This window comes from Mycobacterium sp. NPDC050551, assembly GCF_040674075.1.
In the GTDB taxonomy this organism is placed as follows: domain Bacteria; phylum Actinomycetota; class Actinomycetes; order Mycobacteriales; family Mycobacteriaceae; genus Mycobacterium.
Genome location: NZ_JBFARC010000001.1, coordinates 1,274,235 through 1,289,746, shown reverse-complemented (window position 1 = coordinate 1,289,746; position 15,512 = coordinate 1,274,235). Strand labels below are relative to the sequence as shown.

At 69.7% G+C, this 15,512-nt stretch carries 22 protein-coding genes; 19 read left to right on the top strand and 3 right to left on the bottom strand.

What is annotated here, in order from left to right; translation table 11 throughout:
• Positions 1–20: 20 nt before the first annotated feature.
• From proC to AB0K11_RS06260, 5 genes are all read left to right on the top strand, one after another.
• Positions 21–893: a pyrroline-5-carboxylate reductase gene (gene proC, locus AB0K11_RS06280; RefSeq protein ID WP_364973423.1), complete on the top strand. Its 873-nt coding sequence runs from the start codon at positions 21–23 to the stop codon at positions 891–893.
• Between the two features lie 137 nt (positions 894–1,030).
• The gene (locus AB0K11_RS06275) at positions 1,031–1,288 is read left to right on the top strand and encodes a helix-turn-helix domain-containing protein (RefSeq protein WP_264013154.1); all 258 of its coding nucleotides are present in this window, start codon (positions 1,031–1,033) and stop codon (positions 1,286–1,288) included.
• A 120-nt stretch (positions 1,289–1,408) separates the two neighbouring features.
• Positions 1,409–1,510, top strand: a complete 102-nt coding sequence (locus tag AB0K11_RS06270) for an AURKAIP1/COX24 domain-containing protein (protein ID WP_003402602.1) — start codon at positions 1,409–1,411, stop codon at positions 1,508–1,510.
• A 29-nt stretch (positions 1,511–1,539) separates the two neighbouring features.
• Positions 1,540–2,619 carry an SDR family oxidoreductase gene (locus tag AB0K11_RS06265; protein ID WP_364973421.1) on the top strand — a complete coding sequence of 360 codons (1,080 nt, stop codon included), beginning with the start codon at positions 1,540–1,542 and terminating at the stop codon, positions 2,617–2,619.
• 16 nt (positions 2,620–2,635) lie between these two features.
• Positions 2,636–3,721, top strand: a complete 1,086-nt coding sequence (locus tag AB0K11_RS06260) for a lysophospholipid acyltransferase family protein (RefSeq protein WP_364973418.1) — start codon at positions 2,636–2,638, stop codon at positions 3,719–3,721.
• A 14-nt stretch (positions 3,722–3,735) separates the two neighbouring features.
• Here the strand turns inward: AB0K11_RS06260 and AB0K11_RS06255 are convergent, their stop codons facing one another.
• Both AB0K11_RS06255 and AB0K11_RS06250 read right to left on the bottom strand, forming a co-directional pair.
• Positions 3,736–4,275 (bottom strand): MaoC family dehydratase N-terminal domain-containing protein, encoded by a 540-nt coding sequence (locus AB0K11_RS06255; RefSeq protein ID WP_364973416.1) that lies wholly within the window; start codon positions 4,273–4,275, stop codon positions 3,736–3,738.
• A 58-nt stretch (positions 4,276–4,333) separates the two neighbouring features.
• Positions 4,334–5,230 carry an HAD-IB family hydrolase gene (locus AB0K11_RS06250; protein ID WP_364973413.1) on the bottom strand — a complete coding sequence of 299 codons (897 nt, stop codon included), beginning with the start codon at positions 5,228–5,230 and terminating at the stop codon, positions 4,334–4,336.
• Between the two features lie 38 nt (positions 5,231–5,268).
• Here AB0K11_RS06250 and AB0K11_RS06245 point away from each other — a divergent pair, with 38 nt between their 5' ends.
• The 13 genes from AB0K11_RS06245 (at position 5,269) to AB0K11_RS06185 (ending at position 14,653) form a co-directional block, all read left to right on the top strand.
• Positions 5,269–5,529: a glutaredoxin family protein gene (locus tag AB0K11_RS06245; RefSeq protein WP_364973410.1), complete on the top strand. Its 261-nt coding sequence runs from the start codon at positions 5,269–5,271 to the stop codon at positions 5,527–5,529.
• A 63-nt stretch (positions 5,530–5,592) separates the two neighbouring features.
• Entirely contained in the window at positions 5,593–6,963 is a 1,371-nt protein-coding gene (locus tag AB0K11_RS06240) for a glutamyl-tRNA reductase (protein WP_364973408.1), read from the top strand.
• Between the two features lie 30 nt (positions 6,964–6,993).
• Entirely contained in the window at positions 6,994–7,917 is a 924-nt protein-coding gene (gene hemC, locus AB0K11_RS06235) for a hydroxymethylbilane synthase (RefSeq protein ID WP_364973778.1), read from the top strand.
• 25 nt (positions 7,918–7,942) lie between these two features.
• The gene (locus AB0K11_RS06230; protein WP_364973406.1) at positions 7,943–9,625 is read left to right on the top strand and encodes a bifunctional uroporphyrinogen-III C-methyltransferase/uroporphyrinogen-III synthase; all 1,683 of its coding nucleotides are present in this window, start codon (positions 7,943–7,945) and stop codon (positions 9,623–9,625) included.
• A 2-nt stretch (positions 9,626–9,627) separates the two neighbouring features.
• On the top strand, positions 9,628–10,608 hold the full coding sequence (gene hemB / locus AB0K11_RS06225) for a porphobilinogen synthase (protein ID WP_364973403.1): 981 nt from the start codon (positions 9,628–9,630) through the stop codon (positions 10,606–10,608).
• Positions 10,605–11,009 (top strand): hypothetical protein, encoded by a 405-nt coding sequence (locus tag AB0K11_RS06220; RefSeq protein WP_364973401.1) that lies wholly within the window; start codon positions 10,605–10,607, stop codon positions 11,007–11,009. The genes hemB and AB0K11_RS06220 overlap by 4 nt, the downstream gene beginning before the upstream one ends.
• Before the next feature lie 18 nt (positions 11,010–11,027).
• Positions 11,028–11,477 (top strand): hypothetical protein, encoded by a 450-nt coding sequence (locus tag AB0K11_RS06215; RefSeq protein WP_364973399.1) that lies wholly within the window; start codon positions 11,028–11,030, stop codon positions 11,475–11,477.
• Positions 11,474–11,950 carry a DUF3093 domain-containing protein gene (locus AB0K11_RS06210; protein ID WP_364973397.1) on the top strand — a complete coding sequence of 159 codons (477 nt, stop codon included), beginning with the start codon at positions 11,474–11,476 and terminating at the stop codon, positions 11,948–11,950. Before AB0K11_RS06215 ends, AB0K11_RS06210 begins: the two co-directional genes overlap by 4 nt.
• Positions 11,947–12,183: a hypothetical protein gene (locus AB0K11_RS06205; RefSeq protein ID WP_364973395.1), complete on the top strand. Its 237-nt coding sequence runs from the start codon at positions 11,947–11,949 to the stop codon at positions 12,181–12,183. The genes AB0K11_RS06210 and AB0K11_RS06205 overlap by 4 nt, the downstream gene beginning before the upstream one ends.
• A gap of 84 nt (positions 12,184–12,267) precedes the next feature.
• Positions 12,268–13,146 (top strand): oxygenase MpaB family protein, encoded by an 879-nt coding sequence (locus tag AB0K11_RS06200; RefSeq protein ID WP_364973393.1) that lies wholly within the window; start codon positions 12,268–12,270, stop codon positions 13,144–13,146.
• The gene (locus tag AB0K11_RS06195; RefSeq protein ID WP_364973389.1) at positions 13,127–13,726 is read left to right on the top strand and encodes a helix-turn-helix domain-containing protein; all 600 of its coding nucleotides are present in this window, start codon (positions 13,127–13,129) and stop codon (positions 13,724–13,726) included. The genes AB0K11_RS06200 and AB0K11_RS06195 overlap by 20 nt, the downstream gene beginning before the upstream one ends.
• Before the next feature lie 45 nt (positions 13,727–13,771).
• Complete coding sequence (locus tag AB0K11_RS06190) at positions 13,772–14,143, top strand: hypothetical protein (RefSeq protein ID WP_364973386.1); 372 nt, start codon at positions 13,772–13,774, stop codon at positions 14,141–14,143.
• Between the two features lie 18 nt (positions 14,144–14,161).
• The gene (locus AB0K11_RS06185) at positions 14,162–14,653 is read left to right on the top strand and encodes a pyridoxamine 5'-phosphate oxidase family protein (protein WP_364973384.1); all 492 of its coding nucleotides are present in this window, start codon (positions 14,162–14,164) and stop codon (positions 14,651–14,653) included.
• 33 nt (positions 14,654–14,686) lie between these two features.
• Here AB0K11_RS06185 and AB0K11_RS06180 read toward each other — a convergent pair whose 3' ends face one another.
• Positions 14,687–15,082, bottom strand: coding sequence for a hypothetical protein (locus AB0K11_RS06180; RefSeq protein ID WP_364973381.1), 396 nt, complete (start codon positions 15,080–15,082; stop codon positions 14,687–14,689).
• 22 nt (positions 15,083–15,104) lie between these two features.
• On the opposite strand from AB0K11_RS06180, the gene AB0K11_RS06175 reads away from it, so the two are divergent.
• Positions 15,105–15,485: a nitroreductase/quinone reductase family protein gene (locus AB0K11_RS06175; protein ID WP_364973775.1), complete on the top strand. Its 381-nt coding sequence runs from the start codon at positions 15,105–15,107 to the stop codon at positions 15,483–15,485.
• Positions 15,486–15,512 lie beyond the last annotated feature (27 nt).

Here is a 15,512-nt window from a genome sequence, read left to right as displayed (position 1 = left end):
GGCATGGAATGCTGTGGCCCATGTCGAGGATCGCGATCATCGGTGGCGGGAGCATGGGCGAGGCGCTGCTGTCCGGGCTGCTGCGGGCGGGCCGTCACGTCAAGGACCTGGTGGTCGCCGAGAAGTACTCGGACAGGGCGAAATTCCTCGCCGACAAGTACTCGGTGTTCGTCACCTCCGTCGCCGATGCCGCGGAGAACGCGAACTACGTGATCGTCGCGGTCAAGCCCGCCGACGTCGAGAACGTCATCGACGACATCGCCCAGGCCGCCGCGCACGCCGAGACCGACACCGCAGAGCAGGTCTTCGTCACCGTGGCGGCCGGCGTCACGACGGGCTTCTACGAGAACCGGCTGCCCGCGGGTGCGCCGGTGGTGCGCGCGATGCCCAACGCCCCCGTCGTCGTCGGTGGCGGTGTCAGTGCGCTGGCGCCGGGCCGGTTCGCCACCCCGGCGCATCTGAAAGAGGTGTCGGCGATCTTCGACGCGGTCGGCGGCGTGCTCACCGTCCCGGAGAGCCAGCTCGACGCGGTGACCGCGGTCTCGGGTTCCGGTCCGGCGTACTTCTTCCTGATGGTCGAGGCCCTCGTCGATGCGGGGGTCGCGGCCGGCCTCAGCCGCTCGGTGGCCACCGATCTGGTGGTGCAGACGATGGCGGGTTCGGCGGCGATGCTGCTCGAGCGGCTCGACGAGGCCCAGCCGGTCGGCGAGGCGGCGATGGGCACCACCATGGACACCACCGCCGCGCAGCTGCGTGCCACGGTTACCTCGCCCGCGGGCACCACCGCCGCTGGGCTGCGGGAACTCGAACGCGGTGGTTTGCGGGCAGCGGTGGCCAACGCGGTCGAGGCCGCGAAAACACGCTCTGAGCAGCTAGGAATTACATCTTCGTAGTTCGACGAATTGAAATTGATTAGCCCACACCCGTCGCAGTAACCCCACCCGCCACGCTATTCTCCTCGTGTATGCACGGGTCGGTGCCAGCGGTGGGGAAGCCGCTGGAACTGCCCGGCCTGATGGATTGGGTTGCGATGACGTCTATGAACGGGCCATCGGCACGGGATTCGGCTGGCGGGAAGCGGGACGGCGGAGGTTCCGACGGCCAACCGCCACGGGCCCAATTCCTCACTGTCGCCGAAGTGGCGAGCCTGATGAGGGTGAGCAAGATGACGGTGTATCGGTTGGTGCACAACGGCGAGCTGCCCGCAGTGCGTGTGGGCCGGTCGTTCCGGGTGCATGCCAAGGCCGTTCACGACATGCTCGAGAGCTCGTACTTCGACGCAGGCTGATCGCCTCCTGGCGCGATTGCGCCGGCCTCAGACCGGGCGTTTTCCCTTCGCAAGGGCCGCCCGGGTAAAGTGTGCCGGTCGAGTCAACGCGGCTCGAGAAGACTTTAGGTAGCGGAGTACATGGGTTCAGTCATCAAGAAGCGCCGTAAGCGTATGTCGAAGAAGAAGCACCGCAAGCTGCTTCGTCGCACTCGGGTGCAGCGCAGAAAACTCGGCAAGTAGCTTTCAGCTTCCGCCTATAGGCTGGCCGGATGGAGAGTTCTGGCGACTCCGCCTCGGGCGATGCGGTGCACTACCCGAAGGTGGTCCTGGTCACCGGAGCGTGCCGGTTCCTCGGCGGTTATCTGACCGCCAGGCTGGCGCAGAATCCTCTGATCAACCACGTCATCGCGGTGGATGCGATCGCGCCGAGCAAGGACCTGCTGCGTCGGATGGGCCGCGCCGAGTTCGTGCGCGCCGACATCCGGAATCCGTTCATCGCGAAGGTGATCCGCAACGGCGACGTGGACACCGTGGTGCACGCCGCGGCTGCGTCCTACGCGCCCCGTTCGGGCGGGCGGGCGACGCTGAAGGAACTCAACGTGATGGGCGCGATCCAGTTGTTCGCCGCCTGCCAGAAGGCGCCGTCGGTGCGCCGCGTGGTGCTGAAGTCCACGTCGGAGGTCTACGGGTCGACGTCGCGAGATCCGGTGATGTTCACCGAGGACAGCAGCGCCCGCCGGCCGCCCGGCGAGGGCTTCGCCCGCGACAGCATGGACATCGAGGGCTATGCGCGTGGCCTGGCCCGTCGCAGATCCGACATCGCCGTCACCATCCTGCGGCTGGCCAACATGATCGGGCCCGCGATGGACACCGCGCTGTCGCGCTACCTCAGTGCGCCGGTGGTGCCGACGGTGGTCGGCCACGATCCGAGGCTGCAGCTGCTGCACGAGCAGGATGCGCTGGGGGTGCTCGAGCGGGCCACCATGGCCGGGCGGGCGGGCACGTTCAACGTGGGCGCCGACGGGATCATCATGATGAGTCAGGCGCTCCGCCGGGCCGGCCGGGTCCCGCTGCCGGTGCCGCGTTCGGCCCTCTGGGCAGTGGATTCGCTGCGCCGCGCGACTCGCTACACTGAGCTCGATCGTGAGCAGCTCGACTACCTGAGTTACGGCCGGGTGATGGACACCGGACGGATGCGCAAGGACCTCGGTTATCACCCAAAGTGGTCGACCGTGGAAGCTTTTGACGATTACGTCCGCGGTCGGGGTTTGACGCCGATCATCGACCCGCGGTGGGTACGCTCAATGGAGAGTCGCGCCGTGTCTGCGGCACAGCGCTGGGGACGATAGACACTCAAGAAATCGGGTGGGAAGAGGTACCGACGTGCCGGGCGAGCCAAAAGCCAAAGTCATTCCGTTGCATGGAAGTTCGGGTCGCGCCGCGGCCTCGAGGCGGGCCGCGCAACGCACCGAGAGTGCTCGCCGACATCCCTCTCTGATGGCCGATCCCGGTGGTCGGGCGTCGGCCGAGCAGATCGCCGCGGTGGTGCGCGAGATCGACCAGCGGCGCGGTGGTCCGACCGGCTCCGGCCCGGTCGAGGAGACCCCCACCGAACTCGCCAAGCGGATCGCCGCGGCCGCGGAGTTCGTCCGCAAGCGGATGTCGGGCGACTACGTCGTCGACGAGTTCGGGTTCGACAAACACCTCAACGACGCAATCTTTCTGCCTTTGCTACGAGGGCTCTTCAAGTCCTGGTTCCGGGTCGAGGTCAGCGGTATCGAGAACCTGCCGGAGACCGGCGCGGCGCTCGTGGTCGCCAACCACGCCGGCGTGCTGCCGTTCGACGGCCTGATGACGTCGGTGGCCGTGCACGACAAGCACCCGACACACCGGGACCTGCGGCTGCTGGCCGCCGACATGGTGTTCGACCTGCCGATGGTCGGTCAGGCCGCCCGCAAGGCCGGCCACACCATGGCCTGCACGTCCGACGCGCACCGGCTGCTGGCCGCGGGTGAGCTCACGGCCGTTTTCCCGGAGGGCTACAAGGGCCTGGGCAAACACTTCAAGGACCGGTACAAGCTGCAGCGCTTCGGCCGCGGCGGATTCGTGTCGGCGGCGCTGCGGACCAAAGCGCCGATCGTGCCCTGCTCGATCGTCGGGTCCGAGGAGATCTATCCGATGATCGCCGACGTCAAGCTGCTCGCGCGGTTGCTCGGGCTGCCGTACTTCCCGATCACGCCGCTGTTCCCGCTCGCCGGGCCGCTGGGTCTGGTGCCGCTGCCGTCGAAGTGGCACATCGAGTTCGGCGAACCGATCGAGACCGCCGACTACGACGAGTCGGCCGCCGACGACCCGATGGTCACCTTCGAGCTGACCGACCAGGTGCGCGAGACCATCCAGCAGACGCTCTACCAACTGCTGGCGGGCCGCAGGAACATGTTCCTGGGCTGATCCGGCCTACCGGCCTATCCGCCGGTGGATCTTTGCCCAGCAACCATTTTGGCGATGGCTTCGTCGCGCCGCGCCTTGATGGTCGCGGACACCTCGTCGGCCTCGCCCTCGTGGGCGGCCTCGCCGATCACGGTCACCACGCTGGTGAGCACAGGCTCGCCGCGCTCGTCGCTCACTTCGCCGCGAACCTCGGTGACGACGGTGCCGTGCGCCTCGATCACCGAGTCGAGGTAGGAGTCGAAGAACAGCTTGTCCCCGTCGACGATCGGGCGGTGATAGGTGATCTTCTGATCGCGGTGCAGCACGCGCTCCATGTTGATCGGCACGTCGAACTGGTTGAAGATCTCCGCCTGCACCTTGCGGCCGGCCACGGCGAGAAATGTCAGCGACGCGATGAGGCCGTCGTAGCCGCTCTCCTTGGCCGCGTCCTCGCTGTGATGGGCGGGGTGCTCGTCCTTGACCGCACGCGCGAATTCACGGATCTTCTCCCGGCTGACCTCGAAATAGTCCGGGTACCGGTAGTGCGTGCCGATGATGTCTTCAGCGATGGCCATGACTGCGCTTGCTCCCCACTAGACCGTCCTGCGGTGGCCTGTTCAGCGCGCGAGCCTATCAGCGCAGATGCCAGCGACTGTCCTGGCGGCGGGACACCACGGCGGCCAGCGCCCCGCCCAGCGCGCCGAGCGCGACGGCCGAGGGCACGCCCACCTTGGCGGCCTTGCGCGCGGTGCGGAAGTCGCGGATCTCCCAGCCGCGTTCCCGCGCGACGCTGCGCAGGGCGGCATCCGGATTGATCGCGACGGCCGTACCCACCAGCGACAACATCGGCACGTCGTTGAAGCTGTCCGAGTACGCGGTGCACCGCCGCAGGTTCAGGCCCTCCCGGATGGCCAGCGACCGCACCGCGTGCGCCTTGCCGCTGCCGTGCAGGATGTCGCCGACGAGGCGGCCGGTGAACACCCCGTCGACCGATTCGGCGACGGTGCCCAGCGCGCCGGTGAGGCCGAGCTTCCTGGCGATGGTGGCGGCCAGCTCGTAGGGCGTCGCGGTGACCAGCCACACCTGCTGTCCGGCGTCGAGGTGCATCTGGGTCAGCGCCCTGGTGCCGGGCCAGATCTTGTCGGCGATGATCTCGTCGTAGATCTCCTCGCCGACGGCCGTCAGCTCCGCGGTCGAACGGCCCTCGATGAACGACAGCGCCTTGGTCCGCCCGGCGGCGACGTCCTCACTGTTCTCCCGGCCGGTGAGCTGGAACTTGGCCTGCGCGTAGACGAAGCCCAGGACGTCGCCGTAGGTGAAGTACTTGCGGGCGGCCAGCCCGCGTGCGAAGTGCACCAGCGACGAGCCGTGCACGAGGGTGTTGTCGACGTCGAAGAATGCCGCGGCGGTCAGGTCCGGCGGCGGGGCGGGCGGCGCGGGTGCGGATTCCGCCTCGAGATGGGTGACGGCGGCCTCCGCGCTGGCGTCACCGGCGATCTGCTGGCGTGCGGCCTCCGCGGATTCGGACACGGATTCACCCTAGGTCACCGGCACCGCATACTTGCGGGGTGGACCGGCGGGGAGTGACGTTGCTGACACGTGAGGGCTGCCCGTTGTGCGCGCAGGCGGCGGGCCGGCTCGACGTGCTGGCCGGCGAGCTGGGATTCGTATTGTCGGTGGTGGACGTCGACGCCGCCGCGGCCGCGGGAGACGCCGCGCTGCGTGCCGAGTTCGGCGACCGGCTGCCGGTGGTGCTGCTCGACGGCATCGAGCACAGCTACGGCGAGGTCGACGAGGAACGGCTGGCCGACGATCTGCAGGAGTGTTGACCCCGTCACGAATTTGGTGACCTAACCATCTAGCGATTAACGTGGATATGTGGTGATGAGGCCATGAGTGTGCTGCTCTTCGGGGTTTCGCACCGCAGCGCGCCGGTGTCGGTGCTCGAGCAATTGAGCACCGATGAATCGGACCAGGCGAAGATCGTCGACCAGGTGCTCCAGTCGTCGCTCGTGACTGAGGCGATGGTGCTGTCCACCTGCAACCGCGTCGAGGTCTACGCCGTGGTCGAGGCGTTCCACGGTGGCCTTTCGGTGATCGGGCAGGTGTTGTCCGAGCACTGCGGCATGTCGCTCAACGATCTGACGAAGTACGCCTACGTGCGTTACGCCGAGGCCGCCGTCGAGCACCTGTTCGCGGTGGCCAGCGGCCTGGACTCGGCCGTGATCGGCGAGCAGCAGGTGCTCGGCCAGGTCCGGCGCGCCTACGCCTCCGCCGAAGCCAACCAGACCGTCGGCCGCACCCTGCACGAGCTGTCGCAGCGCGCGCTGGCCGTCGGTAAGCGGGTTCACTCCGAGACCGGGATCGACGCCGCCGGTGCATCGGTGGTGTCGGTGGCGCTGGGGATGGCCCAGAAGAAGCTCGGGACGCTGGCCGGCCGCACCGCGGTCGTGGTCGGCGCTGGTTCGATGGGCGCCCTGTCGGCCAAGCACCTGATCCGCGCCGGTGTGGGGCACGTGCACGTGGTCAACCGGTCGCTGCCGAGGGCCCGCCGGCTGGCGGAGGTGCTGAGCAAACACGGCTTCGCGGCCGACGCGGTGGCCCTCGACGACATCGCGACCGTGCTCGCCGACGCCGACGTGGTGATCACCTCGACCGGCGCGGTGCGCCCGGTGGTGTCGCTGGCCGACGCACACCGCGGGCTGACCGGCCGGCCGGAGCAGCGCCCGCTGGTGATCTGCGACCTCGGCATGCCCCGCGACGTCGACCCGGCGATCGCCGGCCTGCCCGGTGTCTACGTCATCGACATGGACCGCATCCAGCGCGAGCCGTCCGCACGCGCCGCGGCCTCCGACGCCGACGCAGCGCGCGCGATCGTCGCCGCGGAGGTGTCGGCCTACCTGACCGGTCAGCGGATGGCCGAGGTCACCCCGACCGTCACGGCGCTGCGGCAGCGTGCGGCCGACGTGGTCGAGGCCGAACTGCTGCGGCTGGACAACCGGCTGCCCGGCCTGGAGGCCGCACACCGCGACGAGGTGGCCAAGACCGTGCGGCGGGTGGTCGACAAGCTGCTGCACGCGCCGACGGTGCGGGTCAAGCAGTTGGCCAGTGCGCCGGGCGGCGACAGCTACGCCGAGGCGCTGCGGGAGTTGTTCGAGCTCGACCCGCAGGCGGTCGACGCCGTCGCGGCAGGCGAACTGCCGCTGGTGGCCGGGGGCGACGCGATGAGCGCCACGGCACTCGACTTCGACAAGTCCGAGTAGCGCTTGACGCCTTCAACGGACTCCGGGCCCATCCGGATCGGCACCCGAGGCAGCCTCCTGGCGACCACCCAAGCCGCCACCATCCGCGACGCCCTGGTACAGCGCGGGCATCGCGCCGAGCTGGTCATCATCTCCACCGAGGGCGACCGGTCGTCCGCACCGGTCGCGGAGATCGGCGTCGGCGTGTTCACCGCCGCGCTGCGCGACGCGATCGCCGACGGCCGCGTCGACATGGCCGTGCACTCGTACAAGGACTTGCCGACCGCGCAGGACGAGCGGTTCGTCATCGCGGCGACACCGAGGCGCGAGGACCCGAGGGATGCCCTGGTGGCCCGCGACGGGATGGTGCTCGGCGAGTTGCCCACCGGCTCCGTGATCGGCACGTCGAGCCCGCGGCGGGCGGCGCAGCTTAGAGCACTGGGTCTCGGTTTGGAAATCCGCCCCCTAAGAGGCAACCTAGATACCAGGTTGAACAGGGTTACAGGCGGTGATCTCGACGGCGTCGTCGTCGCCCGGGCGGGATTGGCTCGCATCGGACGATTGGGCGATGTCACCGAGACCCTCGAGCCGGTGCAGATGTTGCCGGCGCCGGCTCAGGGGGCGCTCGCGGTGGAATGTCGCGCAGCGGATTCCGGGCTGGCCGCGCTGTTGGCGGAGCTTGACGACGCCGACACGCGTGCTGCGGTCACCGCCGAACGGACCCTGCTCGCCGAACTGGAGGCGGGCTGTTCCGCACCGGTGGGCGCGATCGCGGAAGTGGTCGAGTCGATCGATGAGGAGGGCCACATCTTCGAAGAGCTGTCGCTGCGCGGTTGTGTGGCGACGCTGGACGGATCCGACGTGATCCGTGCGTCCGGCATCGGAACTCCGGGTCGGGCCAGGGACCTGGGCGTCTCCGTGGCCTCGGAGCTGTTCGAACTGGGCGCGCGCGAGCTCATGGCGGATCTCAACTGAAGCTGTAGAGCGGAGTGAGCGACAGATGACTCGGCAAGTGGGCGTACGAGGCCGTAAGACGAAGCCCGGCCGCATCACGTTCGTGGGCTCGGGCCCGGGTGACCCCGGCCTGTTGACCTCGCGTGCGCAGACCGTGCTCGCCAACGCCGCGCTGGTCTTCACCGACCCGGACGTGCCCGGTGCGGTGCTGGCGCTGGTCGGCTCCGCATTGCCGCCGCCGGCGGGACCGGCCCCGGCCGAGGCACCCAAGCCGGCCGACGCGGACGCCGCGGTGGACGCGGAAGCGTCTGCGGCGCAGGCGATCCCGGGTGGCCCCGAGGTGCGTCCGGCACTCGGTGACCCGGCCGAGGTGGCCAAGACACTGATCACCGAGGCGCGTCACGGCGCCGACGTGGTCCGGCTGGTCGCGGGCGATCCACTGTCGGTGGACTCCGTCATCACCGAGATCAACACCCTGGCCAAGAGCCACCTCGACTTCGAGGTCGTTCCAGGGCTGCCGGACACCACCGCAGTGCCCAGCTACGCCGGTCTGCCGCTCGGCTCCACCCACACCGTCGCCGACGTGCGCGGCGACGTGGACTGGGCCGCGCTGGCCGCCGCACCGGGTCCGCTGATCCTGCACGCCACCGCGTCGCACCTGCCGGATGCCGCCCGCACGCTGATCGAGTACGGCCTGGCCGACGCGACGCCCGCCGTCGTCACCGCCAACGGCACCACGTGCCAGCAGCGCTCGGTGGAGTCGACGCTGGGCGGCCTCACGGACAAGGCGGTGCTGACCGCACCCGACACCAGCGGCGCGCTGTCCCCGCTGACCGGGCCCCTGGTGGTGACCATCGGCAAGACCGTCGCGCACCGCGCCCGGCTGAACTGGTGGGAGAGCCGCGCGCTGTACGGCTGGACCGTGCTGGTGCCGCGCACCAAGGACCAGGCCGGCGAGATGAGCGACAAGCTGGTCGGCCACGGCGCCCTGCCGATCGAGGTGCCCACCATCGCGGTCGAGCCGCCACGCAGTCCCGCGCAGATGGAACGCGCGGTCAAGGGTCTGGTGGACGGCCGCTTCCAGTGGGTCGTCTTCACCTCCACCAACGCGGTGCGTGCGGTGTGGGAGAAATTCAACGAGTTCGGACTCGACGCCCGGGCGTTCTCCGGGGTGAAGATCGCCTGCGTCGGACAGGCCACCGCGGACAAGGTGCGCGCGTTCGGCATCAACCCGGAGCTGGTGCCGACCGGCGAGCAGTCCTCGCTCGGCCTGCTCGACGACTTCCCGCCGTACGACGAGATCTTCGACCCGGTGAACCGGGTGCTGCTGCCGCGCGCGGACATCGCGACCGAGACGCTGGCCGAGGGCCTGCGTGAGCGCGGCTGGGAGATCGAGGACGTCACCGCCTACCGGACTGTGCGCGCCGCGCCGCCGCCGGCATCGACCCGCGAGATGATCAAGACCGGCGGCTTCGACGCGGTCTGCTTCACGTCGAGCTCGACGGTGCGCAACCTGGTGGGCATCGCGGGCAAGCCGCACGCCCGGACCATCGTCGCGTGCATCGGGCCCAAGACCGCGGAGACCGCAGCGGAGTTCGGCCTGCGCGTGGACGTGCAGCCCGAGATCGCCGCGGTGGGACCCCTGGTCGACGCGCTCGCCGAGCATGCGGCGCGGCTGCGTGCCGAGGGCGCGCTGCCCCCGCCGCGTAAGAAGAGCCGCCGGCGGTAGCGGTGGCCTTCCCCCGGCACCGGCCGAGGAGGTTGCGCTCGTCGCCGGCCATGCGCCGGCTGGTGGCGCAGACGTCTCTGGAGCCGCGGCATCTGGTGTTGCCGATGTTCGTCGCCGACGGCATCGACGAGCCCCGCCCGATCTCGTCCATGCCGGGCGTCGTACAGCACACCCGGGAGTCGCTCCGGCGCGCGGCGGCCGACGCCGTGTCCGTCGGGGTGGGCGGCCTGATGCTGTTCGGCGTGCCCCGCGACGAGGACAAGGACCCGCTGGGATCTGCCGGATCGGCGCCCGATGGTGTCCTCAACGTCGCACTGCGGGACCTGGCCGCCGACCTCGGCGAGCAGACCGTGCTGATGGCGGACACCTGCCTGGACGAGTTCACCGACCACGGGCACTGCGGCGTGGTCGACGACCGCGGCCGGGTGGACAACGACCTCACCAATGATCGGTACGTCGAACTTGCTGTGGCACAGGCGGATTCAGGCGCTCACGTCGTCGGACCGAGCGGCATGATGGACGGTCAGGTGGCCGCCATCCGCGACGGGCTCGACGCGGCCGGGCACACCGACACGGCGATCCTGGCCTACGCCGCCAAGTTCGCATCCGGCTTCTACGGTCCGTTCCGCGAGGCGGTGGCGTCGAGCCTGCAGGGCGACCGGCGCACGTATCAGCAGGAGCCCGGCAACGCCCGGGAGGCGCTGCACGAGGTGCGACTCGACATCGACGAGGGCGCCGACATCGTGATGGTCAAGCCGGCGATGAGCTATCTCGACATCGTGCGGGCCGCCGCCGACATCTCGCCGGTTCCGGTGGCGGCCTACCAGGTGTCGGGTGAGTACGCGATGATCTGCGCCGCCGCGGCCAACGGCTGGATCGACGAGCGCACCGTCGCGCTGGAGACACTCACGAGCATCCGGCGCGCCGGCGCCGATCTGGTCCTCACCTACTGGGCGGCCGACGTGGCCGGCTGGCTGGCGTGACGGAGACGACCGAGCGGCCACCGGACGTCGACACCGGATTCTGGCTGTGGATCGTCGCGCTGCCATTGATGGTGGTCGGTTACGTGGTGGACACCGTGGTGACGCCGGTGGGCCCGGCGGTGCTGCGGTACGCCGTTGCGGGACTGGTTGCGGTGGTGCTGTCCGCGGTGGTCGTCACGTTCCTGATCCTGATGCGCTCCGGCTACCGCTGGGCGCGCACGCTGCTGACCGGTGGCGGCATGGCCTCTGTGGTGTACGCCGCGGCGAACCTGTTCACCACCGAACGCGAAACGCCGGCGGCGCTGCTCTACGCCGCCGCGACCATCGTCGGGTCGGTGCTGATCGGGGGCGGGGTCTTCCTGTTGCACCGCAAGGACGCCCACGGCTGGTTCACCCGGTGAACCGTTAGGCTGGCCCGGATGTCGGCACCGCAGCAGCCCCTGAGCAGACCACGCGTCGTCGACGTGGCGTTCTGGCTGCTCGTCGTCGGCGCGGTCGTCCTCATCGGCGGGGGGATGCTCGCGGCCACGGTCAGCTTCGACGCGGCCCGCGACGCGATCGACCCGGCCGTCTCCGACGAGCAGGTCCGCCAGTACCTTCTGCTCTACCGAGGGATGGGGATCGGGTCGGTGCTCAGTGGCGCCGCAATGGCCTTCCTGGCCGGCCGGACCCGTGGCGGCGATCCCCGGTTCCGGCGCGCCACCATCGGTCTCGGGCTGGCGATCACGCTGATCCTCGCGGTACTGGCCTTCGTGTTCGGCATCTCGCAACCCATCACGCTGGCGGGGGTCCTGCCGATCGTCGCCGGGGTGGTCCTGTTGACCCGCCCGGCTTCGTCGGCCTGGTTCACCGCGAAGGACCGGATATGAGCGACGACGCCGCGCCGGTACAGGTGCTGTTCCGCGAGCCCGGCGCGAGCTGGTGGTGGCTGCTGGCCGGGCCGGTGGCCGGGGTGGCGATGGCGCTGATCCAGCTGTCGGCGGGCTACGGTCTGCAACCGCTGGTGCCGGGGATGTTCCTCGTCCTGGTGACGGGCTTCCTTGCGATCCAGGTGAAGGCCGCGCGAATCCACACGTCGGTCGAGTTGACGCCGTTGACGCTGCGCCAAGGCGCCGAGACCATCCAGATCGTCGACATCGTGCGGATCTTCCCGCCCGCGGAGGGCCGGGAGATCCTGCCCTGGCAGTCCTCGCGCGCCCTCGGCGAACTCACGGGGGTGCCGCGGGGCCGCACCGGCATCGGCCTCAAGCTCTCCGGTGGCCGCCACGCGCAGGCGTGGGCGCGACGGCACGCCGCCCTGCGGGCGGCGCTGACCGGGCTGGTCGGCGAGCACGCGGCGTGAGGGCACGGTTGCGGGCGACGGTCGAGCTGGTGCTGGCCGGAATCGCCGCCGTCGGGTGCGTGCTGAGCTGGCTGTCGGCCCGGTCGACAGTGCTGGTCGCGCCCATCGTCGCGGGGGAGCCGGCGACCACCCAGCCGGTGTACTCGGCGCCGGCGCTGGTGCTCGCGCTGCTGCTGGCGACCGTCGCGGGTGTGCTCGCGGTGCTCGGCGTCGCCCGGCTGCGCCGCAACTGACCCTGACGCACTCCCCGAACATGTGTCGGTGAACCCCGTCACACCGATCTTGGTACAAAGTGCAGAATCTGTAACACTGTTCCCATGACCGAGCTGGCCGAGAACGACGCCGCAACCGACACCCCCGCAGACGCACTGCCGCTGGGGCCGCAGTCGCTGGTGTGGCGGTATTTCGGCGACAACCGGATGTACCTGATCGGGCCGCGGCCCGCGGTACTGCAGAACATGCTCGCCGAGCTCGGGCAGGGCGTGCTGGACCACTCGGTGTTCTTCGACGACACCGCCGCGCGGGTGAAGCGGTCACTGCCGCCGATCTTCATGACGGTGTACGGCTCGGAGGACGCCAACGAGGGCTTCAACGTGCGCGACTTCCACCACGACATCAAGGGCGAGATGCCTGACGGCAGCAGGTATCACGCGCTGGATCCCGAGACCTACTTCTGGGCGCACGCCACGTTCGTCGAGCAGGTGCTGTACTTCGCCGACACGTTCGTCAAGAGGCTCTCGCAGGCCGAGAAGGAACAGATCTACGCGGAGTCGAAGACCTGGTACCGCCGCTACGGCGTCAGTGACCGGCCGATGCCCGCCGACTACGCCGAGTTCGAGCGGTACTGGCAGCGGATGCTCGACCAGACGGTGGTCGCGCACAGGACGGCCAGGTACGGCGTCGGCTACGTCACCAAGGGCTTCCCCTGCCCCAAGGGCGTGCACCCGGCCGTGTGGCGGGTGGTGTCGACAGCGTTCGACCCGCTCGCAGCGTTCCTGACCACGGGCGGTCTGCCGCCGCAGGCGCGCCGGCTGCTCGATCTGCCGTGGACCGACCGCCAGGAACGCCGCTATCAGCGCTTCGCCGCACTGTGGCGGTCGCGGCCCGTCAACTGGCTCTGGGACCGGCTGCCGATGACGGTGCGCTACAACACGTACGCACAGCAGGGCTACGCGCGTGCCGGCGCCGGGGCCTGACCCGGCCACCGAGGCCATCCTCGACGCCGCAGTCGCCGAGTTCGAGCGGCACGGCTTCCGCCGGGTCGCGCTGGACGACGTGGCGCGCCGGGCCGGGGTCAGCCGGACCACCATCTACCGGCGCTTCGCCAATCGCGACGAACTGGTGGCCGCCGTCGTCGAGCGGGAGAACGTCGCCCTGTTCGCCGACATCGCCGCCGAACTCGCCCGGTCGGGACCGCAGGCGAACTACTACGTCGAGGCGTTCGTCCTGTCGATCCAGCGGTTCCGCACACACCGGGTGCTGCAGCGGATGATGGACGACGAGCCCGGCTTCGTGATGGCGCTGGCGCATCAGCACTGGGCCGCCGCGATCGAGCGGATGGCCGGGGCGCTGCGGGTGATCTTCCCCGCGGGGTTTGCCGACCGGATCGGCCCGCAGGCCGTCAACGAGCTGGCCGACACGATCCTGCGATACGCCGCGATGGTGCTGTTGCTGCCGAGCGCCGCGCCCCTGGACACCGACGACGACCTCCGCGCGTTCGCCACCCGGCACTTCCTGCCGAGCTTGCCCGCCGCGCTGCGCGCCGTCCCCGCCTGACCAGCTTCCTGTTTCCTGGGTCACAGTTTCGGGCAGTCTGCTGCCATGGCTACCGAACAGCAGGAACACCAGGAACAGAGCGACTCGTCTCAGAACGACGGCGACCAGAACGACGGCGACCAGAACGACGGCAACCAGAACGACGGCGACCAGAACGTCGAGAAGACCGATGCGGGCCAGTTGACGGAGAAGCCCGAGGTCACCGACGAGCACAAAGAGAAGGCCAAGGAGATGCGGAAGGCCTACGAGGAGGATTTGGAGACGACCACGCTGCCGGGCAGCGACGGCACCGTCTCCGGGACCGCGGTCTCCGAATGGGTCGACGACAAGGACAAGGGCAACATCGAGACCTCCGCCGAGGAAGGCAAGGTCGAGTACCGAAACTCCGACGAGTTCAAGAAGCTCCAGGAGGGCTGACGTCCTAGAGTGGGCGCCGTGACGGACCTGGATCGCATCGCCCCCGAGTTCGTCGCCATGGCCCACGCGATCGTGTGGGCGTCGGTGGCCACGGTCGGTCCCGACGGCCGGCCCCGCACGCGCATCCTGCATCCGATCTGGGAGTGGGACGGCACCGATCTGGTCGGGTGGATCGCGACGTCGCCTACCCCGCTGAAGGAATCTCACCTCGCGGCGCATCCCGATGTCGCGGTGAGCTACTGGACCACCACCCACGACACCTGCAGTGCCGACTGCACAGTCGAGTGGATCCTCGACGACGACCGCCGCACCGGGGTCTGGCAGCTGTTCGAGAACGGACCCGAACCGGTCGGTTACGACCCGGCGATCATCGAGCCGTGGCGCGACGGACCCACGTCCCCGGCGTTCGCGGCCTGGCGGCTGACCCCGTACCGGCTGCGGGTGATGCCCGGCACCGTGATGACACAGGGTGAGCGACACCGACTGCTCACCTGGTCGGCGAGCGCTTGATCCTGCCCAGGCGTCGGCCCGCCGGGAGGTCCGTCATGGCCGGTCCAGGTAGACAGTGGCGCCGTCGGACCGTTCGCAGGTCAGCATGTGCTGGTCCGCCAGTCGGTCCTGCCAGTCGCCGGTCGCGGTGCAGTCCCAGTCCTCGAACTCCTTGAAGTAGCCGGCCGACCGGCCACCCGGCGCCGCGTCCCACTTCGCGATCACCCGGAGCGCCTCGGGGCAGTCGATGTTCGTGGTGCCCCGCATGACATGGATGGCCCGGCCCGGCCCCGGGTGGGACATCGGCGCGGGGCCGCAGTCCTGCAGGGCCGCGGTGATCGGTGGCGGCGGAGCGGTCGTCCCATCACCGTCGGTGACGTCGGTGCCGCAGCCGGTGAGTGCGGCCGCCGCGGACAGCAGCACGGCCGCACACCATTGCGGATGTCTCATGCCGACGATCAAACTCATCTCCATGGCCTACCTCAAGCCGCCGTGGTTCGTCGCGAAGGTCTTCAACCGCGTCGCGATGAAGACCGGTATGGGGCAGACGCTGACCGTCACCCGCAGGCGCAGCGGGACGGCCCAGCGGATCCCGGTGGTGGTGCCCGAGATCGACGGTGTCAGGTATCTGGTGTCGACCCGCGGGGACTCCGAGTGGGTGCGCAACGTGCGCGTCGACCCGAAGGTGGAGGTCGACGGCGCCCCCTACACGGCCACCGAGGTACCGGTGCAGGACCGGGCGCCGATCATCGCGGTGTTCCGGCCGCTGGCGGGCCGGGTGGTCGAGGCCTACTGGCGGAAACTGCCCGACGACGCCGACCATCCTGTGTTCGCCCTCACGCCCCGACGCTGACCACTACACCCTGTAGTTGACGCGCCC